Source organism: Sphingopyxis sp. USTB-05, assembly GCF_023822045.1.
In the GTDB taxonomy this organism is placed as follows: domain Bacteria; phylum Pseudomonadota; class Alphaproteobacteria; order Sphingomonadales; family Sphingomonadaceae; genus Sphingopyxis.
This window is the reverse complement of record NZ_CP084712.1, coordinates 4,046,752-4,073,004: the sequence shown is the minus strand read 5'-3', so window position 1 is coordinate 4,073,004 and position 26,253 is coordinate 4,046,752. Positions and strand designations below refer to the sequence as shown.

Annotated in this window: 31 protein-coding genes; 13 read left to right on the top strand and 18 right to left on the bottom strand. The window is 63.9% G+C overall.

Translation table 11 applies throughout. The annotated features are described in order from the left end of the window. The first annotated feature begins 73 nt into the window (after window positions 1-73). Genes KEC45_RS18785 through KEC45_RS18760 form a run of 6 tightly spaced genes read left to right on the top strand, consistent with a single transcriptional unit; the run spans window position 74 to window position 4,904 of the window. The gene (locus tag KEC45_RS18785) at window positions 74-985 is read left to right on the top strand and encodes a DMT family transporter (RefSeq protein ID WP_238586793.1); all 912 of its coding nucleotides are present in this window, start codon (window positions 74-76) and stop codon (window positions 983-985) included. Window positions 986-990: 5 nt separating this feature from the next. After that, window positions 991-1,656, top strand: a complete 666-nt coding sequence (locus KEC45_RS18780; RefSeq protein WP_062186361.1) for a COQ9 family protein — start codon at window positions 991-993, stop codon at window positions 1,654-1,656. Window positions 1,657-1,710: 54 nt separating this feature from the next. After that, complete coding sequence (locus KEC45_RS18775; RefSeq protein ID WP_238586794.1) at window positions 1,711-1,968, top strand: FeoA family protein; 258 nt, start codon at window positions 1,711-1,713, stop codon at window positions 1,966-1,968. Continuing rightward, complete coding sequence (locus tag KEC45_RS18770) at window positions 1,965-3,827, top strand: ferrous iron transporter B (RefSeq protein WP_062186363.1); 1,863 nt, start codon at window positions 1,965-1,967, stop codon at window positions 3,825-3,827. The genes KEC45_RS18775 and KEC45_RS18770 overlap by 4 nt, the downstream gene beginning before the upstream one ends. Before the next feature lie 32 nt (window positions 3,828-3,859). Continuing rightward, entirely contained in the window at window positions 3,860-4,417 is a 558-nt protein-coding gene (ssb, locus tag KEC45_RS18765) for a single-stranded DNA-binding protein (RefSeq protein WP_062186365.1), read from the top strand. 25 nt (window positions 4,418-4,442) lie between these two features. Then, the gene (locus KEC45_RS18760; protein ID WP_252171243.1) at window positions 4,443-4,904 is read left to right on the top strand and encodes an MmcB family DNA repair protein; all 462 of its coding nucleotides are present in this window, start codon (window positions 4,443-4,445) and stop codon (window positions 4,902-4,904) included. A gap of 17 nt (window positions 4,905-4,921) precedes the next feature. Here the strand turns inward: KEC45_RS18760 and KEC45_RS18755 are convergent, their stop codons facing one another. The 5 genes from KEC45_RS18755 to KEC45_RS18735 form a co-directional block, all read right to left on the bottom strand. Continuing rightward, a complete protein-coding gene (locus KEC45_RS18755) occupies window positions 4,922-5,551 on the bottom strand; it encodes a riboflavin synthase (RefSeq protein ID WP_062186369.1) in 630 nt (209 codons plus the stop codon). 7 nt (window positions 5,552-5,558) lie between these two features. Then, window positions 5,559-6,503, bottom strand: coding sequence for a bifunctional diaminohydroxyphosphoribosylaminopyrimidine deaminase/5-amino-6-(5-phosphoribosylamino)uracil reductase RibD (gene ribD, locus KEC45_RS18750; protein WP_062187068.1), 945 nt, complete (start codon window positions 6,501-6,503; stop codon window positions 5,559-5,561). Between the two features lie 34 nt (window positions 6,504-6,537). Continuing rightward, window positions 6,538-7,002 carry a hypothetical protein gene (locus KEC45_RS18745; protein WP_252171242.1) on the bottom strand — a complete coding sequence of 155 codons (465 nt, stop codon included), beginning with the start codon at window positions 7,000-7,002 and terminating at the stop codon, window positions 6,538-6,540. A gap of 266 nt (window positions 7,003-7,268) precedes the next feature. After that, window positions 7,269-7,730: a thioesterase family protein gene (locus KEC45_RS18740; RefSeq protein ID WP_062186372.1), complete on the bottom strand. Its 462-nt coding sequence runs from the start codon at window positions 7,728-7,730 to the stop codon at window positions 7,269-7,271. A gap of 8 nt (window positions 7,731-7,738) precedes the next feature. After that, window positions 7,739-9,565, bottom strand: a complete 1,827-nt coding sequence (locus KEC45_RS18735; RefSeq protein ID WP_252171241.1) for an aminopeptidase P family protein — start codon at window positions 9,563-9,565, stop codon at window positions 7,739-7,741. A gap of 186 nt (window positions 9,566-9,751) precedes the next feature. Between KEC45_RS18735 and KEC45_RS18730 the strand changes: the two genes are divergently transcribed. Further along, window positions 9,752-11,782 carry a S9 family peptidase gene (locus KEC45_RS18730; RefSeq protein WP_252172047.1) on the top strand — a complete coding sequence of 677 codons (2,031 nt, stop codon included), beginning with the start codon at window positions 9,752-9,754 and terminating at the stop codon, window positions 11,780-11,782. Further along, entirely contained in the window at window positions 11,782-12,285 is a 504-nt protein-coding gene (locus KEC45_RS18725; protein WP_062186376.1) for a DUF805 domain-containing protein, read from the top strand. The genes KEC45_RS18730 and KEC45_RS18725 overlap by 1 nt, the downstream gene beginning before the upstream one ends. Here the strand turns inward: KEC45_RS18725 and KEC45_RS18720 are convergent. The 6 genes from KEC45_RS18720 to KEC45_RS18695 all read right to left on the bottom strand — a co-directional run bounded on the left by KEC45_RS18720 (window position 12,267) and on the right by KEC45_RS18695 (window position 17,916). Continuing rightward, a complete protein-coding gene (locus tag KEC45_RS18720; protein ID WP_062186378.1) occupies window positions 12,267-12,881 on the bottom strand; it encodes an HAD family phosphatase in 615 nt (204 codons plus the stop codon). The genes KEC45_RS18725 and KEC45_RS18720 overlap by 19 nt on opposite strands. A gap of 97 nt (window positions 12,882-12,978) precedes the next feature. Continuing rightward, on the bottom strand, window positions 12,979-13,104 hold the full coding sequence (gene ykgO / locus KEC45_RS18715) for a type B 50S ribosomal protein L36 (RefSeq protein ID WP_003046794.1): 126 nt from the start codon (window positions 13,102-13,104) through the stop codon (window positions 12,979-12,981). Between the two features lie 183 nt (window positions 13,105-13,287). After that, window positions 13,288-14,754 (bottom strand): RNA polymerase factor sigma-54, encoded by a 1,467-nt coding sequence (rpoN, locus tag KEC45_RS18710; RefSeq protein WP_062186379.1) that lies wholly within the window; start codon window positions 14,752-14,754, stop codon window positions 13,288-13,290. Window positions 14,755-14,768: 14 nt separating this feature from the next. Further along, the gene (lptB, locus tag KEC45_RS18705; protein ID WP_062186381.1) at window positions 14,769-15,584 is read right to left on the bottom strand and encodes an LPS export ABC transporter ATP-binding protein; all 816 of its coding nucleotides are present in this window, start codon (window positions 15,582-15,584) and stop codon (window positions 14,769-14,771) included. A gap of 111 nt (window positions 15,585-15,695) precedes the next feature. Next, window positions 15,696-17,078, bottom strand: a complete 1,383-nt coding sequence (gene pgmG / locus KEC45_RS18700; RefSeq protein ID WP_062186383.1) for a phosphoglucomutase/phosphomannomutase PgmG — start codon at window positions 17,076-17,078, stop codon at window positions 15,696-15,698. Window positions 17,079-17,106: 28 nt separating this feature from the next. Continuing rightward, window positions 17,107-17,916, bottom strand: a complete 810-nt coding sequence (locus KEC45_RS18695; RefSeq protein ID WP_252171240.1) for a division plane positioning ATPase MipZ — start codon at window positions 17,914-17,916, stop codon at window positions 17,107-17,109. An 86-nt stretch (window positions 17,917-18,002) separates the two neighbouring features. Between KEC45_RS18695 and panC the strand changes: the two genes are divergently transcribed. Then, window positions 18,003-18,842 (top strand): pantoate--beta-alanine ligase, encoded by an 840-nt coding sequence (panC, locus tag KEC45_RS18690; protein ID WP_062186385.1) that lies wholly within the window; start codon window positions 18,003-18,005, stop codon window positions 18,840-18,842. 141 nt (window positions 18,843-18,983) lie between these two features. Continuing rightward, entirely contained in the window at window positions 18,984-19,298 is a 315-nt protein-coding gene (locus KEC45_RS18685; RefSeq protein ID WP_039578367.1) for a sel1 repeat family protein, read from the top strand. Here the strand turns inward: KEC45_RS18685 and KEC45_RS18680 are convergent. Genes KEC45_RS18680 through KEC45_RS18665 form a run of 4 tightly spaced genes read right to left on the bottom strand, consistent with a single transcriptional unit; the run spans window position 19,295 to window position 21,866 of the window. Further along, entirely contained in the window at window positions 19,295-20,446 is a 1,152-nt protein-coding gene (locus KEC45_RS18680) for a GNAT family N-acetyltransferase (RefSeq protein WP_062186392.1), read from the bottom strand. The two genes, KEC45_RS18685 and KEC45_RS18680, sit on opposite strands and share 4 nt — an antisense overlap. Before the next feature lie 3 nt (window positions 20,447-20,449). Continuing rightward, window positions 20,450-20,914, bottom strand: coding sequence for a RidA family protein (locus KEC45_RS18675; RefSeq protein WP_062186394.1), 465 nt, complete (start codon window positions 20,912-20,914; stop codon window positions 20,450-20,452). A 14-nt stretch (window positions 20,915-20,928) separates the two neighbouring features. Further along, window positions 20,929-21,570 carry an HAD family hydrolase gene (locus KEC45_RS18670; RefSeq protein WP_062186396.1) on the bottom strand — a complete coding sequence of 214 codons (642 nt, stop codon included), beginning with the start codon at window positions 21,568-21,570 and terminating at the stop codon, window positions 20,929-20,931. Further along, a complete protein-coding gene (locus tag KEC45_RS18665) occupies window positions 21,567-21,866 on the bottom strand; it encodes a DUF3572 domain-containing protein (protein ID WP_062186398.1) in 300 nt (99 codons plus the stop codon). The genes KEC45_RS18670 and KEC45_RS18665 overlap by 4 nt, the downstream gene beginning before the upstream one ends. Before the next feature lie 53 nt (window positions 21,867-21,919). Here KEC45_RS18665 and KEC45_RS18660 point away from each other — a divergent pair, with 53 nt between their 5' ends. Beyond that, window positions 21,920-22,282, top strand: coding sequence for a response regulator (locus KEC45_RS18660; protein ID WP_037515703.1), 363 nt, complete (start codon window positions 21,920-21,922; stop codon window positions 22,280-22,282). A 164-nt stretch (window positions 22,283-22,446) separates the two neighbouring features. Continuing rightward, window positions 22,447-22,782, top strand: a complete 336-nt coding sequence (locus KEC45_RS18655) for a glycine zipper 2TM domain-containing protein (protein ID WP_152682533.1) — start codon at window positions 22,447-22,449, stop codon at window positions 22,780-22,782. A 22-nt stretch (window positions 22,783-22,804) separates the two neighbouring features. Here KEC45_RS18655 and KEC45_RS18650 read toward each other — a convergent pair whose 3' ends face one another. After that, window positions 22,805-22,966: a hypothetical protein gene (locus KEC45_RS18650; protein WP_193749235.1), complete on the bottom strand. Its 162-nt coding sequence runs from the start codon at window positions 22,964-22,966 to the stop codon at window positions 22,805-22,807. A gap of 135 nt (window positions 22,967-23,101) precedes the next feature. Here KEC45_RS18650 and KEC45_RS18645 point away from each other — a divergent pair, with 135 nt between their 5' ends. Next, the gene (locus KEC45_RS18645; RefSeq protein WP_062187074.1) at window positions 23,102-23,587 is read left to right on the top strand and encodes an Lrp/AsnC family transcriptional regulator; all 486 of its coding nucleotides are present in this window, start codon (window positions 23,102-23,104) and stop codon (window positions 23,585-23,587) included. 244 nt (window positions 23,588-23,831) lie between these two features. On the opposite strand, the gene KEC45_RS18640 is transcribed toward KEC45_RS18645, so the two are convergent. Continuing rightward, window positions 23,832-24,269 carry a DUF4440 domain-containing protein gene (locus tag KEC45_RS18640; protein WP_238586814.1) on the bottom strand — a complete coding sequence of 146 codons (438 nt, stop codon included), beginning with the start codon at window positions 24,267-24,269 and terminating at the stop codon, window positions 23,832-23,834. A gap of 44 nt (window positions 24,270-24,313) precedes the next feature. Next, the gene (locus KEC45_RS18635) at window positions 24,314-25,753 is read right to left on the bottom strand and encodes an amidohydrolase family protein (protein WP_252171239.1); all 1,440 of its coding nucleotides are present in this window, start codon (window positions 25,751-25,753) and stop codon (window positions 24,314-24,316) included. Window positions 25,754-26,253 lie beyond the last annotated feature (500 nt).

The following is a 26,253-nucleotide window of genomic DNA, read 5'->3' as shown; positions in this document are numbered from 1 at the left end:
GCCGCCGCTATGGCCCGCGAAGCTATGGACGCAGCGGTGCCGGCACAATGGTACGTAGCAAAAGAAAATCTAAATGACAGCGAAGATGGACAGTATCGGTGCGGCGCCGGCGGGCGAGACGGGGGCGAACCGCTGGGCGTTCGCGGCGCTGATCGGCGGCAATGTCGCGTTGTCGCTCGGCGCGATGCTCGTTCGCCTTGCCGACACCGGCCCCACCGCGTCGGCTTTCTGGCGCATGACAATCGCGCTCCCGCTGATCCTGCTCTTCGCATGGCGCGAAAGCGGCGGGCGGGCGCCCCCGCGCCGGGCGATGTGGATTGCCGCGATCGCCGGAATCTTCTTCGCGCTCGATCTTGGGACCTGGCACATCGGCATCCTCCATACCAAGATCGCCAACGCGACCTTGTTCGGCAATTGCGCCAGCCTGCTGCTCGTCCTGTGGGGCGTGTTTCTGACGCGCACGCTGCCGCACGGCTGGCAGGCGCTCGCCGTGCTCCTCGCCTTCGCGGGGTCGGCGCTGCTCATGGGCCAAAGCTATGAAATGTCGTCCAATTATCTGCTCGGCGACCTGTTGAGCCTGCTCGCGGGCATACTTTATACCTGCTACGTGATCCTGATGCAGCGCGTGCGCGACACGCTCGCGCCATGGACGGCGCTTTGTATCGCCTCGATCGTCTGCGTTCCCGTGCTGCTCGGCACCGCCCTCGCGCTGGGTGAGACGATCGTGCCGCGCGACTGGACCCCGCTGATCCTGCTTGCGCTCACCAGCCAGGTTGTCGGTCAGGGGCTGATGATCTGGTCGTTGCCCCGCTTCTCTCCCCTGGTGCTGGGGCTGACCCTGCTGATCCAGCCCGCGATCGCCGCGCTCGCCGGCTGGCTGATGTTCGACGAACTGCTGGGGCCGGTCGATATTTTCGGCGGCATGCTCGTCGGCGCTGCGCTTGTCTTGATACGGTTGCCGAGCCGCCGCGCGGCGCCTATCTGACGGTCATGGCTTCGATCCTTCCCGCCGACCCGACCCTCGACGAGATTCGCGCTGCGCTCGCGCCGCTGATCGCGGCGTCGGCGGCGTTCGACGGCTTCGGCGACGCCGTCCTCGTCGACGCGGCGGCGCGGGTGGGTATCGACGCCGACGTCGCACGCCTCGCCTTTCCGGGCGGCGGGCGCGACATGGTCGACGCGTGGTTCGCCGATATCGACGCGGCAATGGAGGCCCGCTGGCCCGCCGAGAAACTCGCGACGCTGAAGATCCGCGATCGTATCACGACGTTGGTCGAAACGCGCATCGGGCTGCTCGCGCCGAATCGCGAATCGCTGCGCCGTGCACTATCTTTGCTTGCTTTGCCCACCAACGCGCCGCACGCCGCAAAGCTCGGCTGGCGCGCCGCCGACCATATGTGGCGGCTCGCGGGCGACACCGCGACCGACTATAATCACTACAGCAAGCGCGCGATCCTTGGCACCGTCTATGGCTCGACGATGGCGGTGTTCCTGAACGACGAGAGCGACGACTTTGCCGACACGCGCGCCTTCCTCGCCCGCCGCATCGACCAGGTGATGCGTTTCGAAAGCTGGAAGCATCGCCGCGCATCGCGCAGCATCGAACGGCCAAGCTTCGCACGCTTCGTCGGGCGGCTGCGCTATCCGGGGCGCTGACCGGTTTCGATAAAGGACTGGCGTCGTACGAGCGATATTGATAATCGCTCGCAAATGACTGCTTTCGAAAATATGCTCGATCGTGCGCCGCTGGGCGTCGCGGTCCGGATTGCCCGTATCGACTGGACTGCAATGTCGGAGGATGAAGGACGGCGCCTGCGCGAATTCGGTTTGATGGAGGGGTGCGAAGTCACTCCGCTTCACCGCGGCAGCATCTTTTCGCGCGATCCGCTGGCGCTCACCGTCGGTCGCATGAAAGTGATCATCCGCGGCAAGCAGGCTGCCGCGATCATGGTGGAGCCTGCGGCGTGACCGGCGCAATCCCTTCGATCGCCCTAGTCGGCAATCCCAATGCCGGCAAATCGAGCCTGTTCAACGCGCTGACCGGCGCGCGGCAAAAGATCGCCAATTACCCCGGCGTCACCGTCGAGCGAAAGGCGGGGCATGCAAGCTTTGCCGACGGCCGCCCGATATCGCTCATCGACCTGCCCGGCACCTACAGCCTGACGCCTGCGAGCCTCGACGAGGCGGTGACGCGCGACGTCGTGCTCGGTAAACAGGATGGCGAAAAGCGCCCCGACGCGCTGATCGTCGTGCTCGACGCCGCAAACCTCGACAATCATCTTTGCTTCGCGCTCGAACTGCTCGAACTTGGCCTGCCGACCGTCGTTGCGCTCAACATGCTCGACCTTGCCGAGCGTGACGGGCTGACGCTCGATGCCCAGCGGCTGTCGAAAGAATTGGGCGTGCCTGTCGTGCCGACGGTTGCGGTGCGCAAGCGCGGTTTGACCGATCTTCTCGCGGCGGTCGACGGCGCGCTCCAGTCGCATCAACCGCATGCCGCCGCCGCGCCCGCCCAAGCGAATGATGCATCGCTGCACCAGCGCGCGCGGACGATCGCGCGCGCCGCGATCCTCACCGAAACGCCTGTGCGCCGCTGGACGCAGCGTGTCGACAATGTCGTACTGCACCCCGTCGCGGGCATGATCATCCTGCTCGCGCTGATGTTCGTCATGTTCCAGGCGGTCTATGCCTGGGCCGGCCCGCCTGCCGATGCGCTCGAAGGGCTGGTCGGCGTGCTGCAGGGTTGGGTGGTCGACAATATACCGCAGAACTTCCTGCGCGATCTGGTGGTCGAGGGGCTGCTCGCGGGTGTCGGTGCGGTCGTCGTTTTCCTCCCGCAGATCCTGATTCTCTTCCTCTTCATCCTGTTGCTCGAAGCATCGGGCTATATGACGCGCGCCGCCTTTCTGATGGACGGGCTGATGGGCCGCGTCGGCTTGTCGGGGCGCGGTTTCATCCCGCTGCTGTCAAGCTTTGCCTGCGCGGTTCCCGGCATCATGGCGACACGCGCGATTCCCGATGAAAAGGACCGATTGACGACGATCCTCATCGCGCCGCTGATGACCTGCTCGGCGCGTCTGCCAGTCTATGCTCTGATCATCGCTGCCTTCATCCCCAACCGCGGGGTCGGCGGCACCGGTATCGGGCTGCAGGGGGTCGTGCTCTTCGGCCTCTATCTCGCGGGTATCGTCGGCGCACTTGTCGTCGCCTGGGCGCTGCGCCGTACCGTTGCAAAGGGCACCAACGCGGGCTTCATGATGGAAATGCCGCGATATCAGATGCCGCAGTGGCGCGACATCGCGCTTGGCCTGTGGCAGCGCGCGTGGATTTTTCTTCGCCGTGCGGGCACGATTATCGCGATGACGACGGTCGTCCTGTGGCTGCTTCTTACCTTCCCCCAAGCGCCCGAAGGCGAAAGCCAGGTCGAATATAGCGTCGCCGGCCGGATCGCGAGCGGGCTGGAGGTCGTCGTCGCGCCGATCGGTTTCAACCACGACATCGCTCTCGCGTTGATCCCCGCGATGGCGGCGCGCGAAGTTGCGGTGTCGGCTATGGCGACCGCGAACGCGATCGACGCCGACGGTGATGAAGATGCGATGGCACAGTCGCTCGGCGAACGACTGCAGGGCAAATGGAGCCTCGCGACGGCGCTCGCTTTCCTCGCCTGGTTCGTCTTTGCGCCGCAGTGTATTTCGACCATCGCGATCACACGGCGAGAGACCAATGGATGGAAATGGCCCATGTTCATGGTTGGCTATTTGTTCCTGCTCGCCTATGCCGCTGCCGGAATCACTTACTGGACAGCCGTCGCCTTTGGACTAGGCTGATCCTCCACATTTTATAGCGGAGCGGAGCGGCAATGGCTGGCAGCGTCAACAAGGTAATTTTGATCGGCAACCTCGGCGCCGATCCCGAAATCAAGTCGTTCCAGAACGGTGGCAAGGTCGCGAATCTCCGCATCGCGACGTCCGAACAGTGGAAGGACCGGATGACCGGTGAGCGCAAGGAGCGCACCGAGTGGCATCAGGTCGTGATCAACGGCGAAGGGCTGATCGGCGTCGTCGAGCGCTTCCTGAAAAAGGGCTCGAAGGTTTATATCGAAGGTTCGCTGCGCACCCGCAAATGGCAGGACCGCGACGGCAACGACAAATATACGACCGAGATCGTGATCGCTGGCATGGGCGGCACGCTGACCATGCTCGACGGTGCGCCGGGCGGCGGCGGTGGCGGCTCGCGCGGTGGTGACAGTTGGGCGCAGGGCGGCGGTTCGTCGGGTGGCGGCGCGTCGGGCGGCTGGGATCAGGGTGGCGGTTCGGGCGGCAGCTCGGGCGGCGGCTGGAATCAGGGCGGCGGCGGCAGTTCGGGCGGCGGACGCCCGCCGTTCGACGACGATCTGGACGACGACGTTCCGTTCTGAGGACGGGTTTTAGGCGATGACGGATATGATCACCGCCGCGGATGTCGCGCGCGGGGTATGCCGGCTGTTCGCGCAGCAAGGACTGGTCGCGATTCCCGAGGTGTCCTTGCCCAACGGGCGGCGCACCGACCTCACCGCGATCGACGCCAAGGGCAATATCACGATCGTGGAGATCAAGGTCAGCCGTGCCGATCTGCACGGCGACGGCAAATGGCCCGACTATTGCGACTGGTGCGACCGTTTTTATTGGGCGCTCGCTTCCGGGCTCGACCCCGCGATCCTCGAGACCGAGGGCTATCGCCCCGAAACCTCCGGCCTGATCGTCGCCGACCGTTATGGCGCGGCGGTGGTGCGCGAAGCCGCGAACTGCAACCTCGCGCCCGCGCGGCGCAAGGCCGAGTTGCTGCGGATCGGGCGGCTCGCGATGCGACGCTCAATGATTGCGGCCGACCCCGAACTGGCTGCCGGCTGGATCAAAGGCCAGTAGAGCTTAGGCGCTAGAGCTTAGGCGCCGCGTGCCTGCATTCGCGCGAGGTAGCGCGCGAGGATATCGATCTCGAGATTGACCGGGCGGCCTGCCGCGGCCTCGTCGAGCGTCGTCATTTCCTGCGTGTGCGGGATGATGTTGAGCGTGAAATGCGCCTCGCCATTCGGCTGGTCGGTCACTTCGTTGACCGTCAGCGAGACGCCGTCGACGGTGATCGAGCCCTTCGGCGCGATATGTGGCGCAAGCGTCGCGGGCGCGGCGACGGTGACCGTGATGCTGTCGCCGACGGGTTCGACCGACACGATGCGCCCGATGTCGTCGACATGCCCCGTGACGATGTGCCCGCCAAGCTCGTCGCCGATCTTCAGCGCGCGTTCGAGGTTCAGGCGGCGTCCCTTGTCCCACATGCCGGGAGCGGTACGCGCGAGCGTTTCGCCGCTCGCGTCGATCGCGAACCAACCGCCAGGGCCGTTGCTGCCCGCATCGACACCCTTTTCGACGACGGTCAGGCACGCGCCCGAACAGGCGATCGAAGCGCCAATGTCGATGCTGCCGACATCATAGGCGGTGTCGATGACGAGCCGCGTATCGCCGCGATCCTCGCGGCTGCGAATGGTGCCGATGTCGGTGATGATGCCGGTGAACATGCGTGCGTTATCCTTCTCTGACGCGCTCGTAGACGTCGAGCCGGTCGCTGCCAAGCAGGCGACTGTCGGAAAGGCGCCAGCGGCCATGTGCATCGGCCAGATCGGTGAGGCCGATGTCGCCGAGCGCGGCCTTGCCGCCGCCGATCAGGATCGGCGCGCGATAGAGCAGAAGCCGGTCGACGCGGTCGGCGGTGAGGAAGGCGGATGCTGCTCCGGCGCCGCCCTCGACCAGGATCGAATCGACGCCCTCGATGGCTTCGGGTGAGGCGATCGCGGTCCAGCCGTCGGGCGCGGCTCCCGACGTCAGCAGCAGTTTCTTCGGGCTGCGATCCTCCAGCCCCGGCAGGCGCACGTCGAGCTTTGGCGCGTCGGCTTCGAACGTGCCGCGTCCGACCAGGATCGCCTGATGTTGTGCGCGTTCGAGATGCCCGTGCGCGCGGGCGCGCTCGCCGGTGATCCAGCGGCTCGACCCATCGGCGCGGGCAATGCAGCCGTCGAGCGAGGTCGCGAGCTTCAACGTCACGAACGGCCGCGCTTCCGCGCGGCGCGTCCACCAGGGTGCCATCGCACTCCGCGCTGCGCCCGGAAGGAGGTTGAAAACGACTTCGATCCCGGCCGCCTGCAGCCGCGCGATGCCTTTGCCGTCGGTGCGTGGGTCGGGGTCCTGCGCCGCGATCACGACGCGCGCGATGCCGGCGGCAATCAGCGAATCGCTGCACGCCGGGCCGCGCGGGCTTTCATGCGCACAGGGTTCCAGCGTGACATAGGCGGTCGCCCCGCGCGCTGCTTCGCCCGCTGCCGCGAGCGCAATCGCTTCTGCATGCGGACGTCCGCCCCGCTGCGTCCAGCCGCGCGCGACGATCTTTCCCTGCTTGACGATGAGGCAGCCGACGTTGGGATTGGGTGCCGAGACTGGCCGACCGCGCTGCGACAGCGCGATAGCATTGGCCATCCAGTCGGCATCGGCAGGCCCCCGCTGCATGCGCTCAGTCGGCGGTTTGGTTGGGCTGCGCCCCGCGCGCTGCGCGCTCGGCCAGCGTCGAGCGGACCTGCACTGGTTCGCGCTTCTTCTTTGCCGCCGCGGCCGCCTCTTCGCCCAGCGTCTCGCGCGTCACCTTGTCGGCCTCGGTCGAATCATATTCGATACCCAGGCTGTCGGCGAAGCGCTGATACTCGGCGCGCTTCTGCGCGTTATGCAGCGTTGTTTCCTTGGCACGCGCTACCCAGTCGGCGCGAATATCCGCCGCGCTGCGGTTCGCGGTCCAGTTCTCGAAATAGATGATCTGTTCCTTGGGCTTTTCATAAGGGATCAGATATTTCTCGACGCCGGTGAAAATCAGCCAGGTCAGCGCCAGCGCGACGCCCCAGATCGCCCAGCGATGCGGGCGGGGTTCGCGAACATAGGCCCAGAAATCGGACAGGCCGCCGCTGACATCCATTTTGTTGAACATTCCCATGCGCGCAATTTAGGCGATGTCGCGGCGATTTGCGAGAGGGCGTGCGAATGGGAGCGATTGCGCCGAATGACGAATGTGAGCGTTCTCGATTGCAAAAAATGCAATAGCAGATGTGCTTTTCGCAGTTGCAACATTCATTGTGCAGTGCAATATCACACTTGCCTTTTAGGCATCCTCTCCCAAAACTTTCACGGGCCACCCTCGGGTGGCCCTTTTTTTTCGACCTTTTTGATTGAGAGGGTCGATTCGGAACATCCGCCTCAGTCTTGCGTCGGCATCCGCGTTTCGAATCGTCGTACTTCGGCGATAAAGCTGCCCGGCAGCGGCGTCGGTTTTCCGCTATCGGTATCAAGATGCGCATAGCTGATTTCGATATCGGTCAGCCGCTCGTTTCCGCGAAAAACGCTACAATGAACCGTGAAGTTCGTACGGCCGAAACGGCTGATTCGGGCTGCGATCGTGATTAGTTCGTCAAGCCGCGCAGGCGCGTGATACTCGATCTCACAATGCGTTTCGCGGATGTCTGTACCATATTGGTGAAAATATGGTCCGGGCTGTCCCTCGCCAAGCGCGCGGAAATATTCGGTCACCCCGATGTCGGCGTAGACCAGATAATTGGCGTTGAAGACGATATTCTGCCCGTCGATCTCGTTGAAGCGTACGCGCACGCGCTCCTGTACGCGAAAATCGGCCAGCGGCACGTCGCTGCGGCTATCGGTCATGCTCGGCCTCAGGCCGCGAGCGCGGCGCTGATGCGGTCGAGCGGCGCGCAAGCTGCTTCGAGCCATGCCCGCTCCTCGCCTTCCATCCCCGCGCCGACCTTTTCCAATACCGCGGCGTGATACGCGTCGAGCCAGTCGGCTTCGGCGGGTGAGAGCATCGCGACATCGACCAGATTTTGCGCGATCGGGGCAAAGGTGATCGTCTCGAACCCCAGCATGTCCTCCTCGGCGCCCGCGATGCTTTGCGGCGTGACGACGACGAGATTTTCGATGCGGATGCCGAAATGGCCTGCCTTGTAATAGCCGGGCTCGTTCGAGAGGATCATGCCGGCGTGCAGCGCTTCTTCGGTCCCCGCCTGCCCGCCGGCGGGTTTGGCGATGCGTTGCGGCCCTTCGTGGACCGCAAGATAGGATCCGACACCGTGCCCAGTGCCATGCGCATAGTCGACCCCGTCGGCCCACAGATATTGGCGCGCCAGAATATCGAGCTGGCTGCCGCGCGTCCCCTTGGGGAAGCGCGCGGTGGCAAGTGCGATATGACCTTTGAGCACCTGTGTGAAGCGGCGACGCATCTCGGCGGTGGGTGCCCCGATCGCGATCGTCCGCGTGATGTCGGTCGTTCCGTCGGCATATTGGCCGCCCGAATCGACGAGATAGAGCGTGCCGGTCTCTACCGCCCGGTTGGTCGTCTCATCGACCTTGTAATGCGGTAGTGCGCCGTTGGGGCCGGCGGCCGAGATGGTGTCGAACGACAAATCCTTCAGCACGCCGCTCTGGTCGCGGAATTCGCGGAGCTTCGCCGCTGCGCCGAGTTCGTCTAGTCCACCCTGCGGTGCGACCGCTTCCATCCATTTGAGGAAGCGCGCGACAGCAACGCCGTCGCGGACATGCGCCGCGCGCGTACCATCAAGTTCGGCGTCGTTCTTGATCGCCTTGGGCAGCACCGCGGGATCGCGATGGCGCTCGATCCTGGCGCCCTCCGCTTCGAGTGCGGTGAAGATCGCGGCGACGGCGCGGTCGGGATCGACCGCCACCTTCTTGTCCTTGAGGTCCGCCAGCGCCGCCTCGAACGCGTTTCGATCATGGATCCGGACGCTGTTGCCCAGATGCGCGCGCACGGCGTCGGTGACCTTTTCAGGAGCGATGAACAGGTCGGCGGTGGCATCGGCGTGGAGCAAGGCGAAGGCCAGCCCGACCGGCGTGTGGCTGACGTCGGTGCCGCGGATATTGAACGTCCAGGCGATCGAATCGAGCGCGGTCATCACGGTCGTATCGAGGCCCTTCGCCTTCAGCCAGTCGGCGATGATTTCGCGCTTCTCGACCGCACCCTGCCCCGCGAGCGCGGCATCGTGAACGGTCACCACCGCGTCGCTCGGCGCCGGCTGGTCGTCCCATGCGGCGTCGAGCGGGTTGGGCGTGACGGCGACAAGGCTAGCGCCCTTCGCGGCGAACCCCTTTTCTAGCGACCGTGCCCAGTCGATGCTGTGCAGCCAGGGATCGTAACCCACCTTCTGCCCCGCGCTCACGTTGGCGCCGAGCCATTCGGCGACGCTCGACTGCGGCACGCCGACATAATCGAACAGCGTGCCGTCGACCTGATCGCGCACCTGCATCGTATAACGCCCGTCGACGAACACCGCCGCCTTTTCGGGAAGCACGGCGGCCGTCCCGGCCGATCCGCCGAAGCCCGTCAGCCAGGCCATGCGCTGCGCATAGGCCCCGACATATTCGCTCATATGCTCGTCGCTGATCGGCACGATGAAGCCGTCGAGGCCGCGTGCGGCGAGTTCGGCGCGGACGCGGGCGAGCCGTTCTGCGTGGACGGGGCTGGACATGGCTAGTTCCTTGTTCCTACATCGCAGCATTCCTGCCCGATCGGGGCGACGCTGCGGGGGTTTCTTATGCGCGCTATTTGGATGTTTCTGGCCGCAATTACCACCCCGCTTGTCGTATCCCCGAGCGCCTTCGCCGAAGAGAAAGAGCCCAAATTGACCAACAGCCCCGCCGCGCCCGTCGCGGAAATGCGCCCGCACGACTTGACGCTGCACGGCAAGACGCTGTCCGATCCTTATCACTGGCTGCGGGACGAAAGCTATCCGACCGTCGATGACAAGGATGTGCTCGATTATGTGAAAGCTGAAAACGCCTATTTCGACGCCGCGATGAAGCCGCACGCCGCGCTGGTCGAAACCTTGTTCCAGGAGATGAAGGGCCGCATCAAGGAAGCCGATTCCTCGGTGCCGCAGAAGGACGGCGACTGGGTTTACTGGGTCGAATATGAAGAGGGCGCCGAGTATAAGAAATGGTATCGCAAGCCCCTGGCTGGCGGCGAGGCGTCCTTGATCCTCGACGAGGTCGCAATGGCCGCGGGCAAGGATTACTTCCGCCTTGCCGAAGTGTCGGTCAGCCCGAACGGCAAGCTGATGGCCTATTCGTTCGACGACAATGGCTCCGAACGGTTCGAGGCGCGCGTCCGCAATCTGGAGACGGGCGAGTTGCTGCCCGACACGATCCCCGGCACGCTCTCGTCGCTGGTGTGGACGTCGGGCAACGACGCGATCCTCTATGGCCTCGCGAACGAGAATTGGCGCACCGACAATGTCCGGCTGCACAAGCTCGGCACCCCCGTGAGCGACGATAAATTGCTCTACAAGGAGGCCGACATCGGTTTCGGCGTCGGAATCGGGAAGACCGCCGCCGACAATTATATCGTGATCGCGACGGGCGATAACGAGACGAGCGAGGTCTATCTGCTTCCCGCCGACAATCCGGAGGCGAAGATGCAACTCGTGTCGGCGCGCAAGAAGGGCCGCGAGTACAGCGTCGATGAACGCGAGGGGACGCTCTACATTCATACCAACGACGAGCATCCCAACTTCCGTGTCGCGACCGCGGACATCAAGGCGCCCGGAACGTGGAAGACCCTGATCCCCGGATCGAACGATAATTACCTCACCGGCCTCTCGATCTTTCGCGACTATTTCGTGATCGAATCGCGCGAGAAGGGTGTCGATCAGGTCGATATCCGCAAATATGATGCGCCGCTGAACCCCGGCAGGATCAAATTTCCCGAGGCTACTTACGTCGCGGGGCTTGGCGACAATCCCGAATATCATCAGGACAAGCTGCGCCTGGATTATGAATCGATGGTGACCCCCGATACGGTGTTCGACTATGATCTCGCGAGCGGGAAGCTTGAGACGCTGAAGGTTCAGGAAATTCCTTCCGGTTATAATCATGAAGAATATGTAACCGAACTGGTAAATATGCCCTCGCGCGACGGCACGCCGGTTCCGGTGTCGCTCGTCTACAAGAAGGGCACGCCGCGCGACGGCAGCGCACCGATGCACCTCTATGTTTATGGCTCATACGGCTACCGCGTCCCGCCGGGTTTCTCGACGACGCGTCTCAGCCTCGTCGATCGCGGGATGATCTATGCCATTGCGCATGTTCGCGGCGGCGACGATCTTGGCCGCGCCTGGTATCTCGCGGGCAAGACCGATCATCGCAAGAATACGTTCAATGATTTCGTCGATGTCGCCAAAGGCCTGATCGCCGCCAAATATACCAGCGCAGGCAAGATTTCGATCGAGGGCCGCTCCGCGGGCGGACAGGTGATGGGCGCGGTCTATAATCAGGCGCCCGAATTGTGGGGCGCGGTGCTCGCCGGTGTGCCCTTCGTCGACGTGATCAATACGATGGTCGACGAGACGCTGCCGCTGACCCCGGGCGAATGGCCCGAATGGGGCAATCCGATCACCGACAAGGCGGCGTTCGATTATATGTTGAGCTACAGCCCGTACGATAATGTGACGGCGAAGGCTTATCCGCCGATGCTCGTCTCGGCCGGCCTCAACGATCCGCGCGTGACCTATTGGGAGCCTGCGAAGTGGGTCGCGAAGCTGCGCGCGACGCGCACCAACGACGCGACGCTGCTGCTGCGCACCAACATGGGCGCGGGCCACGCAGGCAAATCGGGACGCTGGGGCGCGCTGCGCGAGGATGCCGAGGAGTTCGCCTTCGTGCTGACGCAGTTGGGTGTGGAGAAATAGTGGCGTCGTTCGCTCGCCGTTTCTTTCCCGTTGGCCGATGCACGCGCGGCCGGCTTATCGGCGTGCTGTTTCTGATCAGCATTGCGAAATTCCTGGTCGACCTTGGAAGCCATGGACGAATCGAGCTGACATTCAATTTGGGGTTCAGCTTCGATGCACTGTCCAATCCCGCGAGCTACCCCCTGTGGCGCGTCTTCGTGGAGGTCGTGGTTGGCTTAATCATTGCTTATATGGTGGTGGGGCGGCTCCACGATATTTCGCGTCCGGGCTGGTGGCTTGCGGTCATCATCGCCTTGCCCTTTATCGGAGAGGCGATTGGCTTGCCCGAAATCGCCTTTCTGTCGCTCATCATCTGGCTCGCGCTGCTGTTCTGGTCTCCCACGATCGGGCCAAATATTTATGGTCCGGATCCGCGTGGATGGAAGTCGCGCGAGCATTATGACACGCAACTCGCGGAGCTGAATCGGCCGCAAGGCACGAACGATCAAACGGCGGCGAGGTAACCCCGCGCGACCAGATCGCGCTCCAGCGTCGGCGCATCGACGAACTGGTGACCCGCGATGCCGACCGCTTCGGCGCCCGCGACATTCGCGGCAACATCGTCGATGAAAATCGCGCCCGCGGGGTCGATGCCGAATCGCTCTATCGCGAGGCGGTAAATCGCGGGGTCTGGCTTCAGCAGTTTTTCGGTTCCCGACACTATAATATCGCGGAAGCAATCAAAGACCGGCTGGGTCGGGCGGAACGCTTCCCAGAATTCATGCCCGAAATTGGTGATCGCGAACAGCGGGACCCCGGTAGCGTCGAGTCGTTCGACGAGTTCGAGGCTGCCGGGCATCGGGCCGGGAATCGTCTCGTTGAAACGCGTCGCATAGGCGTCGATCAGCGCGTCATGCCCCGGAAACTCGGTTTTGAGCTCGGGCAGCATGTCGGCAAGCGGGCGGCCCGCGTCGTGCTGAAAATGCCATTGCGGCGTGACGACATTGGTCACGAACCATTCGAGCTCGTCTTTTTCGGCGATCAGCTTGGCGAACAGATAGCGCAGGTCCCAGTCGAACAGGACGCGGCCGACGTCGAAGATCACGCTCTGGCGAATCATACGGCCTCCAGACACGCGAAAGCGCCGCCGGAAGCCTCCGACGGCGTAACGCTGTTCACCAAAAGCAAACGGGACGAAAACGCCCCGCGCAGGGGCATCAGCCCTGGCGCGCCTTGAAGCGGCGGTTGGTCTTGTTGATCACATAGGTGCGGCCACGGCGGCGGATAACGCGGTTATCCCGGTGGCGGTCCTTCAGCGACTTCAGGCTGTTGCGAATCTTCATGGTTCTTGTCCGTAAATCTTGGCGTGTTGACGCGAAGCGGCGCAACTATGGGGATAAGGCCGAAAAGTCAACCGCCCCCTCGCCCATATTTCGTCATGCCGGACTTGATCCGGCATCCATCGCCGCGCTCGATCGCATGGACCCCGGATCAAGTCCGGGGTGACGATGAAAAAGGAGGCCGATCTAACCCGCCAAAGCTTTTTGCCGCCGCCTTTGCACCGACGAGCCATAGCCCATCGCCTCGCGATATTTGACGACGGTGCGCCGTGCGATGTCATGCCCCTCGGCCGACAGTTTTTGCGCGATCGTCTCGTCGGAGAGAATCGCCTTCGCATCCTCTGCCTCGATCATCGCCTTGATCCGGCTTTTCACCGCTTCGGCCGATACCGCGCCGTCGCCCTCGGTCGCCGAAATGCCGCTCGAGAAGAAATATTTAAGTTCGAACAGCCCGCGTGCGCAGCTCAGATATTTGTTGCTCGTGACGCGGCTTACGGTCGATTCGTGCATGCCGATTTCCTCGGCCACCTGCCGCAGGGTCAGCGGACGCATATGCGCGACGCCATGCAGGAAAAAGCCCTCCTGCTGCTTCACGATTGCGCTGGCGACCTTGACGATCGTCCGCTGGCGCTGGTCGAGCGCGCGCACCAGCCAGTTTGCGCCCGCAAGCTGTTCGGACAGCCACGCCTTGCTTTTCGCCGCCGCGCCTTGCGCGAGTTCGGTGTAATATCGGCGATTGACGAGCAGCCGCGGCAGCGTGCCGCCGTTGATCTCGACCGCCCAGCCGTTTGCGGTCTGGCGGATATAAAGATCGGGGACGACCGCCGGCGCGCCCTCACCGCCGAATTTGAGGCCGGGTTTCGGATCATAGCCGCGCAGTTCGCGAATCATGTCGGCAAGATCTTCATCGTCGACCCCGCAGATACGCTTCAGTTGCGGGAAGGCGCCTTTTGCGACCAGATCGAGGTGCGCGATCATCGTCGCCATTGCGGGGTCGTAGCGGTCGGCCTCGCGCGCCTGGATCGCAATACATTCGGCAAGGTCGCGGCCCCCGACGCCCGATGGGTCGAAGTACTGGATGACGGCGAGCACTTCTTCGATCAGTGCAAGCGGTACGCCGAGCTGCGCCGCAAGTTCGGCAAGGTCGGCGCGAAGATATCCCGCCTCGTCGATCAGTGCGACGAGCTGGCCCGCGACGATCGCTTCGATGCCGCCAAAGCGCTCGCCGACTTGCGCCATCAGATGGTCGTGGAGCGTGCCGTCATGTTCGGCAAAGCTGTCGAAATCGATATCCTCACTAGATCCCGACAGCCCGACATTGTCGCTAGCGCTGTCGTGATGAAAGCTGTCGGCGGCGAGGTCGACGTCGAGGTCGTTCGCGGTGCCGCCATCGGCGGACAATGCCTGATCGGTGTCGAGCGACGCGGCTTCGGTCGTCGGTGCGTCGCCGCCGGGCGTGAATTCGGGATCGCCCGCGCTGCCGTCGCTGTCGGCCGAGGCGGTGTCGAGCAGCGGATTGCCCTCGAGCGCCTCGGCCAGATAGGCTTCGAGTTCAAGGTTCGACAGCGCCAGCAGCTTGATCGCTTGCTGCAGCTGCGGCGTCATCACCAGCGATTGCGACTGGCGGAGATCGAGGCGCGGACCCAACGCCATCGGCGACTATTCGATCACAATGAGAAGCCCTCGCCGAGATAGAGGCGGCGCACCTCGGGATCGGCGACGAGCTCTTCCGGGGAGCCGGCAAGCAGCACCTTGCCGTCGTAAATGATGCAGGCGCGGTCGACGAGGTCGAGCGTCTCGCGCACATTATGGTCGGTGATCAACACGCCGATCCCGCGCGTCTTCAAATCGGCGACCAGATCGCGGATGTCGCTGATTGAGAGCGGATCGATGCCCGCGAACGGTTCGTCGAGCAGCATGATCGAGGGGTTCGCCGCGAGCGCGCGCGCGATTTCGGCGCGGCGGCGTTCGCCGCCGGACAGCGCCATCGCTGCCGAATCGCGGAGGCGCGTCAGCCCGAATTCATCGAGCAACTCTTCCATCCGCCGTTCGCGCTCGATCTTGTCGGGTTCGCTGAGTTCGAGCACCGCGCCGATATTCTGCTCGACCGTCATGCCGCGAAAGATCGAGGTTTCCTGCGGCAGGTAGCCGAGACCGAGGATAGCGCGGCGGTACATCGGCAGAGCGGTGATGTCGGCACCGTCGAGCATGATGCGCCCGGCGTCGGGCTTCACCAGTCCCATGATCGAATAAAAGCAGGTCGTCTTGCCCGCGCCGTTCGGGCCGAGCAAGCCGACGACCTCACCCTTGCCGACCGACAGCGACACGTCCGACAGCACCACGCGCTTGTCATAGCTTTTGGCGATCGAAATGACCGCGAGGCCGTTGCCCGCGGCGGCATCCTCACGGACATGCGCCTTGTGCTCGGTGACGCCGTGATCGCCCTCGTTCAGCGTGCCAGTGATGGATTCGTCGTCGGTCATAGGTCGGTCGGTTCCGTTTCTAGCCCCCGAGCGGCGTTACCCCAGCGACGCGGCGAACGTCAATCTGGCAAGATTTTTGCAGGGCAATGAAAGCCGTGAGGGCGGCGGCGCCTAATGCGCCGCCTGCGGCCCGCGTACGATCCCCGACAAGGCGAGCTGTTCGTCGATTGCCGCGAGCAGGCGCGTCAGTGCCGCCTCGTCCTTCGCTTCGGCGCGCGCGACGAGCACGTCCTGCGTGTTGGAGGCGCGGAGCAGCCACCAGCCGTCGTCGGTGAGTACGCGCGCGCCGTCGGTCCGGTCGACTTTCGCGCCCGATTCGCCGAGCCGATCCAGGACTTCATCCACAATGGCGAATTTGCGGCTCTCATCGACCTGGAAGCGCATTTCGGGGGTGTTGACCATCGGCGCCATGCTGCCGCGCAGTTCGGTGACACTCTGCCCAAGCTTCGTTGCCGCCTCGATCAGCCGTATCGCGGCATAGGGCGCATCGTCATAGCCGTAATAACGATCGGCGAAGAAGATATGCCCGCTCATCTCGCCCGCCAGCGGGCTGCCGGTTTCCTTCATCTTCGCCTTGATCAGGCTGTGGCCGGTCTTCCACATCAAGGGCTTTCCGCCGAGTTCGGCAACGCGGTCGAACAGCGCCTGACTCGCCTTCACATCGGCGATGACCGTCGCGCCGGGCAGGTCCTTCAGAACCGCCGCGGCATATATTTGCAAAAGCTGGTCACCCCAGATCACGCGGCCCTCGCCGTCGATCGCGCCGATACGGTCGCCGTCTCCATCGAAAGCGACGCCGAAATCGAGGCTCTTCTCCGCGACGAGCTTGCGCAGGTCCGCGAGATTCTTTTCCTCGGTCGGATCGGGATGGTGATTCGGGAAATGCCCGTCGATGTCGGTAAACAACAGGTGGTGCTCGCCGGGCAGGCGCGCGGTGAGTTTTTCGATGACGGTGCCCGCGGCGCCGTTGCCGGCGTCCCAGCCGATGCGGAAGGCGCCGCCGGCGAAACCTTGGACCAGCCGGTCGACATAGGCGTCGACGATATCGATGCTCTCAGACGAGCCTTCGCCGCTGTCCCAGTCGCCCGCGGCGGCCATTTTACCGATGCCAAGGATGTCGGCGCCGTAGAAGGGACGCCCCTGCATCACAAATTTGAAACCGTTATAGTCGGGGGGATTGTGGCTGCCGGTTATCTGTATGCCGCCATCCACATCTTCGGTTGATGCGGCATAATAGAGCATCGGCGTCGGGCCGAGCCCGACGTTGAGTGCGTCAACGCCCGCGTCATTGACCCCGGCGATCAGCGCATCGGCGAGCATCGGCGACGAAAGCCGCCCGTCATAACCGACGGCGACGCGCTTGCCGCCCGCGCGGCGGACCAACGTCGCGAAGCTGCGGCCGATCGCGTAGGCATCCTTGTCCGACAGCGTGTCGCCGACGACCCCGCGGATGTCGTATTCGCGTAGCATCGTCGGGTGGAAATTGTGCGTCATCTTTGAACCTCTTTGGGGAGAGAAGGGGTCAGGCGGCGGCGAACAGGTCCCCGTCCGGATGCAATCGCTCACGCGCCGGTAGGTTCAGTCCGCCCATCGCCTCGCGGAGTTCCTGCCGCGCGACGACGTGGCCAATCCCCATGCCGCCAAGGTGTGCCTTGTCGAGCAGGGTGAGGCCAGCCGGGAAAAGCTCGCGATAGATGACGCGCTCACCGAGTCCCGGGATGACGCGGAAACCAACGCGGCGCGACAATTGGGTCAATGCTTCGCCGACGCGGCGCATATTGTGCGCGTCGACATGCTGAAGACGGTTGCGCAGGATGATCCAGTCGATCGTCCGCCCGTCAGTCTTTGCGCGTGCCTTGCGCGTGTCCCAGATCAGTTCGGAATAGAAGCTCGGACGCGTAACCTGGAAGGTTTCGGGATCGACCTGCCCGATCAGGTCGAAGTCGATGAAACTGTCGTTGATCGGGGTGACGAGCGTATCGGCGCTCGTCGCAAGGTGGCGCGCGAAGATATCGTCGCGTCCCGGCGTGTCGGCAATCAGAAAGTCGGCGTCTTCCGAAAGCCGCGCGACCTGCTCGTCGAGTTCCTCGATCGTTGAGCCGGTGAATACCTCGAAGCGCGGGGTCGGCAATGCGACCTCGCGGCGTTTCGCGGTCTGCTCGCGGTTTTCGAGATAGCGGTGGAAGGTGCGCTGGCGCGGGTCGAGGTCGATCCCCGCGACGCGCCAGCCCTGCGTCGCCAGAGCCACAGCGAAATGCACCGCACAGGTCGATTTGCCGGTCCCGCCCTTTTCATTGGCAAAGATGATGCGGTGCGGTGCTGGCTTCGTCATGAGCGTTGCGATTTTCCTGTTAGCGCGGCATGGGCGGCCGGCGCGCGAAGTGATATAGTCGCGCCAATATCGGAGGGCGACCAACCGTGCAAATCATCCGTGACATCGCGATGCTGCACCGTGCCGTTACGGCACTGAAGCAGGGAGGAAAGAGCGTCGCTCTGGTTCCGACGATGGGATCGCTGCATAACGGCCATCTCTCGCTCGTCCGCATGGCGCGGCGCGTCGCCGACCATGCCGTCGTGTCGATTTTCGTCAATCCGACCCAGTTCGGACCGAACGAGGATTTCGACGCCTATCCGCGCGACGAGGCGCGCGACGCCGCGATGCTCGCGCAGGAGGGCACGGGGCTGCTCTGGGCGCCCGACGTCGCGACGATGTACCCTGGCGGGCACAGCACGCATATCGAGGTTGCCGGACTGGGCGCCGATTATTGCGGTGCCGCGCGCCCGGGCCATTTCGACGGCGTTGCGACCGTCGTCGCCAAATTATTCAATCAGGTGCGCCCCGATGTCGCTATTTTCGGCGAAAAGGATTGGCAGCAGCTCGCGATCATCCGCCGAATGGCGCGCGATCTCGATTTCGGGATCGACATCATGGGGGCACCAATCGCGCGCGACAGCGACGGGCTCGCGCTGTCGTCGCGCAACGCCTATCTGTCCAAGGAGCAGCGCGCGGCAGCGACCGCCTTTCCCGACGCGCTGAGCACCGCGGCGAAGGCGATCGCAGGCGGCGCCGATGTCGGCGAAACGCTTGCCAAGGCCGAAGCTGCGATCATCAAGGGCGGCTTCGACAGCGTCGATTATGTCGCGCTCGCCGACGCCGACAGCCTCGAACGCCTAAGCGTATTTCGCGCGCCCGCGCGGCTTCTCGCAGCGGCACGGATCGGAAAAACGCGGTTGATCGACAATCTTGCCGTCGGTTGACAGGCGTCGAAATTCAAGGATTTTCGTGGGTTTCACAGGATATCCACAAAAAGTTCGATCATCATTAACGCTTTGTTGACCATAAATCGCAAATTTGGGCCCCGAGGTCTCCATGTGGGGTGGAGGCAAAGGGGGTTTATCATGGCGAATAGTCTGAAGTCTGCCCAATATCTGATCGAGAGCCGTCTGCTCGACGCCGCACGCGGCGACGCCAATGCCTATTTCGATCTCGGTATCGCTTTTTCGACCGGCACCGGCGGGGTCGATGTCGACCTGATCCAGGCGCATAAATGGTTCAACCTTGCCGCGCTCGGCGGCAATGTCGAAGGCCAGCAGTGCCGTGCCGACCTGTCGGACGAAATGTCACGCGACGAAATCGCCGAAGCGCAGCGTCAGGCGCGCGCCTGGCTTGACGAAACGGCTCGCCGTCCCGCCGCTCGCCGCTTCGCGGCCTAATCCTTCCGCTTGAAGGGCGTATGCCCTTCCAGCCACTCCATTTCAGATTCTTCGGCGCGGCGTTCCTGTTCGAGGTAATCCGCGACCGCCCGGCGAAAGCCCGGGTCGGCGATGAAATGCGCCGACCAGGTCGCAACGGGCCCATAGCCGCGCGCGAGCTTGTGCCCGCCTTGCGCGCCCGCTTCGACGCGCTTCAAGCCGCGTTCGATCGCAATGTCGATCGCGCGATAATAGCATAGCTCGAAATGCAGATAGGGGATCTCCATAAGGCATCCCCAATAGCGACCATAGAGCGTATCGGATCCGAGGAAGTGCAGAGCGCCCGCGATTGGTCGCTCCTCGCTGTCAAAGGCGATGAGCAGGATGATCCGCTCCGCCATTCGTGCACCCATCAGGTCGAACGCTTCGCGCGTGAGGTAGGGATGTCCCCATTTGCGCGCGCCCGTGTCCTGATAGAAGAGCCACATCGCGTCCCAATGCTCGGGCCGGATCGCGTCGCCGGTGAGTTCCTCGATCCGTAGACCTTCGACGGCTCGCAGCCGTTCCTTGCGCAACTGCTTGCGCTTCTGCGAATTCAGCGTGACGAGGAAATCATCGAAGCTGGCATAGCCGCTATTCGCGAAATGGAACTGGATATCGCGGCGGATCAGCCATCCCGCCTCCTCGAACAGTGACATCTGCTCCGGCGCGACAAAGGTTGCATGCGCCGACGACAGCTCGTTCTGCCGCACCACCGCCTCTGCCGCTCGAAGCAGCAGCAAGGCGTCGCCCCTTTCCTTCGACAACAGGCGCGGCCCCGGCACCGGCGTGAAGGGCGCGGCGATCTGCAGCTTGGGATAATAATCGCCGCCAGCGCGCGCCCAGGCATCAGCCCAGGCATGGTCGAACACATATTCGCCCTGGCTGTGCGATTTGAGATACGCAGGCGCGGCGGCGACGAGCGCGCCGCCGGCATCCTCGACGAGCAAGGGTGCCACCTGCCAGCCGGTACCCGCCCCGACGCTGCCCGATTCTTCGAGCAACGTCAGGAACGCGTGGCTCACAAACGGATTGCCGCCGTCGTGAAGCGCGTCCCAAGCCGCCGCGCCGATCGCGGCCACGCCGCTACCGAGCGATATGGTGCGTGTCGGCGGGTCGGCCTCGGCCATGGCTTATGCTGGTCGCACCGCGACGATTGCGTCGGCCTCGACCGCGGCGCCGAGCGGGAGCACCGCGACGCCGACCGCGGCGCGCGCGTGACGGCCCGCTTCACCGAACAGCGTCTCGAACAGCTCCGATGCGCCATTGGCGACCTTTGCCTGATCGGTGAAGCCGGGCGTGCTGTTGACGAAGACGCCAAGCTTGACGACGCGCTCGACGCGCGACCAGTCGCCGCCCAGCGCCTGCCCGATCTGCGCGACGAGCATCAGCGCGACGCGCTGCGCGGCATCCTGGCCGCCAGCGACGTCGACATCCTCGCCAAGGCGGCCGGTGACGACCTGTCCGTCCCGGAAGGGCAACTGGCCGCTCACGTAAAGCAAGCCGCCATGTTCGACGACAGGCACATAAGCGGCGACCGGCGCGGCGGGCTTGGGGAGTTCGAGGCCGAGTTCGGCAATTTTGGCGGCGATATCCATGCGGCGTTCCTTGATTAGACCGGCTCGGGGGCCGGGGCGGGGATGTTTTCGGCAAGGCGCGCCAATATCCAGCGCTGCGCGTCATTCCAATCGTCGATTCGCGCGTGGGCATATTTCGCCGGGGCGATCTTGTCCGCGATCGCCGGCTCGCCGACCAGGTGCAGCCGCCACACGTCGGGCGCCTCATGCGCGACCGACTGGTGATGGCCGGCAAGATCGTCGATGAAGACCGTAACCGAAGGCTGATATTGCTCGATCAGGCGTCGCACCGGCTCGCCCTTGCCGCCGCGGCTGCCGATCACCGGCGCGTGGAAGTCGTGGAGCGCAAGCTGGTCGATCCGCGCCTGCTGATGTTCGGGGCCGACGTTGGTGAGGACGACGATATCGGCCTCGGCGCCAATCGCCGCCATCGCCGCGAGCGCGCCCATGATCGGATATTGCCGCGTCATTTCCGTGCGGAAAAAGCCGTCGAGGAGCGGCCATACTTCGGCCGCCTCAAGCGGCGTACCGCACTCCTTGCGCTTCAGCGCATTCGCGAAACTTGCATCCTCTATGCGAAAGATCACGCCATGTTCGGCGTCGACCCATTCGGCGAAGGGCACGACCATGTGCATCAGCACCTCGTCGCAATCGGTGATGACGAGCGGGCGGTTCATGCGGTGGTTCCTTCAAGTCTTTGCGCCGCGGCGGCGATGCTGGCGGGCGGCACCTGCAATGCATCGGCGCAGGCGACAAGATCATTTTCGTGGCCCGTCAGGAAAGACATGATCGCCGCAAGCGTCGCCTGCTCGTCCAACGAGGCGCGCAGTTCGTCCGGCGCAAGCCCGGTCAGGCCCAGCAACCGCTCGGCGCGCGGCTCGTCGCTCAATATCCAGCCGAGGGCCTGAAGCGCCAAGGCGGCATCGCCGTCGTTCAAGTCGTAAGTCCCTTCGTCGCGATGCAATTGTGTCATGCGGCCGATTCGCCTAAACGGACCGCGCACGCAAGGTGGGGAACATAAGCAACATGGGCAAGACCATCCTGGTCGTCGAAGATAATGAGCTCAACCTGCGTCTCTTCTGCGACCTGCTCAACGCCCATGGCTATAGCGCGCATCCGGTGCGCGACGGGCGCGATGCGCTGGCGAAGGCGCGCGAGGTTTCACCCGACCTCATCATCATGGATATCCAGTTGCCGCACGTCAGCGGGCTCGACCTGATCGGCCAGATGAAGGCCGACCTGACCCTGCGCGCGGTGCCGATCATGGCGGTCACGGCCTATGCCGGGAAGGGCGATGAGGAGCAGATCAAGGCGGCCGGCGCCGAAGCCTATGTCTCGAAACCGATTTCGGTGATCAAGTTCATCGAGAGCGTCGGCGCGTTCGCCTAGCTTTTGTCGGCCACCTGGCAACGCGTTGCGACGGGCCGCCCAAAATCGTCGGCGAATCGCTGATCCGCGCCGACGGTTGCGTCGTCGGGTTCAGCCACCGGCCAGCTTTCATTTCCTAATCCTGATCGCGGGGGTTCAGGATGGAAGGACATAAAATGTTTTTGATGAAGAGGCTGGCGCTGACCGCCTTGATCGGCGCGACCACGATGGCGGCCTTGCCGACCGAAGCCGATGCGCGCAGCCGCCACCATCGGCACGGCTATTACAGCGACCGCGGCCATGATCGCTATGATCGCCGCGACTACCGGCATCACCGCGACAAACGCTATTATCGCAATTGCCGCACGAGCGGCACGACCGGACTGATCGTCGGCGGCGCTGCAGGCGCATTGCTGGGCCGCGAAGTCGACCGCCGAGGCGACCGCGCGACGGGTACGATCCTCGGTGCCGCGGGCGGCGCGCTGCTCGGACGTGAGATCGACCGCAAGCGTCGCTGCTGACCGCGGCGGGCAGGGCGGACCGTCAGGCGGCGCAAGCGCCGCGGGCGGTCCGTTCCGAATGCGATGAGGTCGATGCGCGCTGCCAGGGCGCCGCATAATGAATGGCGACGGCAGTCGCCGAGGCTTCGACGGCGGCGGTCCAGACGCGGGCAATCCAGTGCGTTTCGGGGGTCGAACGGGTCATCTTCAGTCTCCTTCGTCCGGATTCGCGGACAAGGGAGAGCGCCGCCCGGACGAATCTCTATTAACCCGGTCGACATGACGATTGGTGCCGAAATTCGCCGTGCGGGCGACCAATTTTCGCGTTATGGTCAGACCCATGCAAAAAATCACCGATCTCGACGATTTCGACCGCCGGCTGCTCGAACTTGTACGGCACGATAATCTTCAGCCCGCACGAATCCTTGCCGAAAAGGTCGGGCTGTCGCTGTCGGCAGTTCTGCGCCGCCTGCGCCGCCTGCGCGAAGAGAAGGTGATCATCGCCGATATCGCGGTGGTCGACCCTGCGTTGACCGGATCGGCGCTCACCATGCATATCCTCGTTCGGATGCAACAGGCGGGGCCGCAGAATATGGATGCCTTTGCACGCGAGATCGCCCGTCATCCCGAAATCACGGGGGCGTGGGACGTGACGGGGGACGATGATTTCCTGCTGAAGGTGCAGATCGGTTCGATGGAGGAATATGACGCCTTCACGCGCCGCGCGCTGGGCGAGGACAAGGGCGTTCATTCGTTCAAGACGCTCATCACGATCCGGCACATCATCGAAAATGATGTCGCGCGCCGGCCGCTGCGCGATCGGTGAAGGCGGGGTGCGTCCTGGCGTAGAGGTGGCCTGCTGGACGAGTGGCCTGTCTCGACCGATCGCGGACCTCCACACACCGTCACCCCGGACTTGATCCGGGGTCCCGCTTGAGGTCGAAGCCAGTGAGCGCGTCCAAAAGCGGGATCCCGGGTCAAGCCCGGGATGACGGAAGTGGGGGACGGGATGTCCGCTTCCCACCCCCAAGCGGCTCTTCGTCCGCCACGGTTCGCGCGGCTTTCATATCCTACTTCGCGGCGGGCGCTGCCGCGGGGTCGTAGGACGAGACATGGTTCATCGCGATGACCCAGCGTCCGTCGACCTTGCGGAACAGGCGGGTGTTGATGCCTTGTTGCGCGCGTTCGGGCCGGGTCAGGCGATAATGGCTGATGAGCAGCGCGGCGTCGGGTGCGAGCATGTCGATGCTGATGTCATAGAAATGGACCGTGCCGCGGCGGTCGGGCGAGCCGCCATAATCGTGCACATAATGGTCGAGCGTCCCCTGCCAGCCGTCCTGTATCTTGCCCCCCGAGACGAAGATCACGCCGGGGTTGCGGAAGCCCGCCATATAGCCGGTGAAGTCGCTGCGATTCCACGCGGCCTCCATATCGGCGACGACTTTCAGTATCGCCGACTTTTCGGCCGCCTCGTCGGCATGCGCGGGCGATGCCGTAGCGAAGAGCATCACCGCCGCCAGCATATTCATCCATTTCATCATGGCTCTCTCCCTTAGGGCTTACGCAGGAACAGCGGATGTTCGGGCAGCCGCGAGCGATCGACAAGCTTTCCCTGCGCGATCACCGCCTCGACCTTTTCGATGTTGCGGATATCGGCGAGCGGGTTGGCGGAGAGCAGGACGAGGTCGGCGATCTTCCCCGCCTCGATCGTGCCGAGATCATCGCTCAACCGCGCCGCGGCGGCGCCATGCTTCGTCCCCGCGACGATCGCTTGCATCGGGGTCATGCCGAGTTCGACGAGCCCCTCGATCGCACGGATCGTCCCGATCCCCGGCTCGGCCTCGTCGCCCTTGGGCACGCGGCGGAACTCGGGCGCGTCGCCATAGAAGCTGTCGGTCGCGGGGGTGACGCGGCACCCCGCCTTGATGAGCCGTTCGGCGTTGCGGCGTTGCACGTCCTGATTATCGTCCATCGCCTCGAGCCGGCGCCAACGTTCGGCGCTGGTCGTCGCAGGCGGCATCTTCGCGATCTTCGCTTCCAGTTCGGCGCGCTTCGCGAGATGCTTCTTACGATAGTCGCCGGTGATATAGTTCGACCGTATCCCGCACAGCACATCCTTCTTCACGATCAGCGCGATCAGTTCATCGGGCAAGTCGCGGCTGGTCAGTTCGGGATGCTGGATCAGGTCGATCCCCGCCTCGACCGCGAGCGTCAGTCCTTCCGAACTTGTCGCATGCGTCTCGACCGGCTTGCCGCGCTTGTGCGCCTCTTCGACAATCACCGCCTGCTGGCGCGGTGAAAAGCCGATCAGCGCGGGGCGAAGGAAATGGCTGGTTCCGCCATATTTGATGAAGTCGATCCCCTTGTCGAGATAGCGGTTCATCGCGACGCGGAGCTCCTCGGGCGTCATGTCCATGATCTCTTCGCCCATGTCCTGCGCCAGCAGGTCGTTCCATTTCTCTTGGAACAACGACAGGTCCGAATCCTTGGTAAGCGAGAAGGTCAGCGAAAAGGGCCCGCCCCAGCCGAGGATATTGCCCGCCGCCTTGAGCCGGGCGCCGACGACTTCGCCGCGGTCGATCCGGTCGCGTACCGTCAGGATCGGCGGCAGCACGCCATAGCTGTCGCGCATCGTCGTCACGCCATAGGTCAGCGCGCGCTGTGCAAATTCGAGTGCGAGTTCCTCGCCGCTGTCGGCATATTTCAATGACGTGTCGCGCCGAGCCGGCTGGCCATAGACCGAGACATGAACATTGCTGTCGATGAAGCCGGGGAGCAAATAGCGCCCGCGCCCGTCGATAAGCTGCGCGCCCGCTGCATCGGCCGGGCTATTGCTGATCGAAACGATCCGGCCCTTGTCGACGACGACGGTCATGCCGGGCTTTGGCGGCGCGCCTGTGCCGTCGATCAATGTCACGCCCGTAATCGCAATCCGGCCCGCGCCGGGCGCCTCCGCACGAGTCGCCGCCGGGGCGAAAAGCGCGGAAATCATCAGAAATGTGCCGATAAAAGCGGTTCTAAGACAGTTTGTTGCGGTCACCCGACCCTCCCCGGAAACATGTGGCATTGACTCTCGGAAGATTGAGTATATCGTATTTCGTATACAGTAATAGCAAAAAGGGGTCCGAATGCTGCACCGCGCAGATTTTGCGACGCATTGCGACGCCGCTCGTTCGCGGGCGATCGTTCGCGCGTCGCTGCGGGGCCATCGGACCTCTATTAACCGGGTTGGCGAGACCATCCGGATACCGACCCATCACCGCCCCGCGCGCCATCAAGCGACACGCTTTCGCTTCGATCGGGCAGCCGGCGAGGGCGCCCCCAGCTCCAACATGTTCACCGCTCAGCCAACCGGGTCCCGGTGCGAGATATCGCGCGCGTCCCGGGCAAAAAACGGGGGCTGAGCGGCGTCCGGGGAAGCGTGCAGGAGAACGACGTCGCCCGCCGGCCGGCGGGCGCGAGCGAAGTCAACGACAGGCCAAAGGCCGTACA

Excerpts from the sequence above, each read along its gene's own strand:
- KEC45_RS18785 (WP_238586793.1), top strand. The coding sequence starts at position 74 with ATGACAGCGAAGATGGACAGTATCGGTGCGGCGCCGGCGGGCGAGACG.
- KEC45_RS18780 (WP_062186361.1), top strand. The coding sequence starts at position 991 with ATGGCTTCGATCCTTCCCGCCGACCCGACCCTCGACGAGATTCGCGCT.
- KEC45_RS18775 (WP_238586794.1), top strand. The coding sequence starts at position 1,711 with ATGACTGCTTTCGAAAATATGCTCGATCGTGCGCCGCTGGGCGTCGCG.
- ssb (WP_062186365.1), top strand. The coding sequence starts at position 3,860 with ATGGCTGGCAGCGTCAACAAGGTAATTTTGATCGGCAACCTCGGCGCC.
- KEC45_RS18760 (WP_252171243.1), top strand. The coding sequence starts at position 4,443 with ATGATCACCGCCGCGGATGTCGCGCGCGGGGTATGCCGGCTGTTCGCG.
- KEC45_RS18755 (WP_062186369.1), bottom strand. The coding sequence starts at position 5,551 with ATGTTCACCGGCATCATCACCGACATCGGCACCATTCGCAGCCGCGAG.
- ribD (WP_062187068.1), bottom strand. The coding sequence starts at position 6,503 with ATGGCCAATGCTATCGCGCTGTCGCAGCGCGGTCGGCCAGTCTCGGCA.
- KEC45_RS18745 (WP_252171242.1), bottom strand. The coding sequence starts at position 7,002 with ATGTTCAACAAAATGGATGTCAGCGGCGGCCTGTCCGATTTCTGGGCC.
- KEC45_RS18740 (WP_062186372.1), bottom strand. The coding sequence starts at position 7,730 with ATGACCGATAGCCGCAGCGACGTGCCGCTGGCCGATTTTCGCGTACAG.
- KEC45_RS18735 (WP_252171241.1), bottom strand. The coding sequence starts at position 9,565 with ATGTCCAGCCCCGTCCACGCAGAACGGCTCGCCCGCGTCCGCGCCGAA.
- KEC45_RS18730 (WP_252172047.1), top strand. The coding sequence starts at position 9,752 with ATGCGCCCGCACGACTTGACGCTGCACGGCAAGACGCTGTCCGATCCT.
- KEC45_RS18720 (WP_062186378.1), bottom strand. The coding sequence starts at position 12,881 with ATGATTCGCCAGAGCGTGATCTTCGACGTCGGCCGCGTCCTGTTCGAC.
- ykgO (WP_003046794.1), bottom strand. The coding sequence starts at position 13,104 with ATGAAGATTCGCAACAGCCTGAAGTCGCTGAAGGACCGCCACCGGGAT.
- rpoN (WP_062186379.1), bottom strand. The coding sequence starts at position 14,754 with ATGGCGTTGGGTCCGCGCCTCGATCTCCGCCAGTCGCAATCGCTGGTG.
- lptB (WP_062186381.1), bottom strand. The coding sequence starts at position 15,584 with ATGACCGACGACGAATCCATCACTGGCACGCTGAACGAGGGCGATCAC.
- pgmG (WP_062186383.1), bottom strand. The coding sequence starts at position 17,078 with ATGACGCACAATTTCCACCCGACGATGCTACGCGAATACGACATCCGC.
- KEC45_RS18695 (WP_252171240.1), bottom strand. The coding sequence starts at position 17,916 with ATGACGAAGCCAGCACCGCACCGCATCATCTTTGCCAATGAAAAGGGC.
- KEC45_RS18685 (WP_039578367.1), top strand. The coding sequence starts at position 18,984 with ATGGCGAATAGTCTGAAGTCTGCCCAATATCTGATCGAGAGCCGTCTG.
- KEC45_RS18680 (WP_062186392.1), bottom strand. The coding sequence starts at position 20,446 with ATGGCCGAGGCCGACCCGCCGACACGCACCATATCGCTCGGTAGCGGC.
- KEC45_RS18675 (WP_062186394.1), bottom strand. The coding sequence starts at position 20,914 with ATGGATATCGCCGCCAAAATTGCCGAACTCGGCCTCGAACTCCCCAAG.
- KEC45_RS18670 (WP_062186396.1), bottom strand. The coding sequence starts at position 21,570 with ATGAACCGCCCGCTCGTCATCACCGATTGCGACGAGGTGCTGATGCAC.
- KEC45_RS18665 (WP_062186398.1), bottom strand. The coding sequence starts at position 21,866 with ATGACACAATTGCATCGCGACGAAGGGACTTACGACTTGAACGACGGC.
- KEC45_RS18660 (WP_037515703.1), top strand. The coding sequence starts at position 21,920 with ATGGGCAAGACCATCCTGGTCGTCGAAGATAATGAGCTCAACCTGCGT.
- KEC45_RS18655 (WP_152682533.1), top strand. The coding sequence starts at position 22,447 with ATGAAGAGGCTGGCGCTGACCGCCTTGATCGGCGCGACCACGATGGCG.
- KEC45_RS18650 (WP_193749235.1), bottom strand. The coding sequence starts at position 22,966 with ATGACCCGTTCGACCCCCGAAACGCACTGGATTGCCCGCGTCTGGACC.
- KEC45_RS18645 (WP_062187074.1), top strand. The coding sequence starts at position 23,102 with ATGCAAAAAATCACCGATCTCGACGATTTCGACCGCCGGCTGCTCGAA.
- KEC45_RS18640 (WP_238586814.1), bottom strand. The coding sequence starts at position 24,269 with ATGCTCTTCGCTACGGCATCGCCCGCGCATGCCGACGAGGCGGCCGAA.
- KEC45_RS18635 (WP_252171239.1), bottom strand. The coding sequence starts at position 25,753 with ATGATTTCCGCGCTTTTCGCCCCGGCGGCGACTCGTGCGGAGGCGCCC.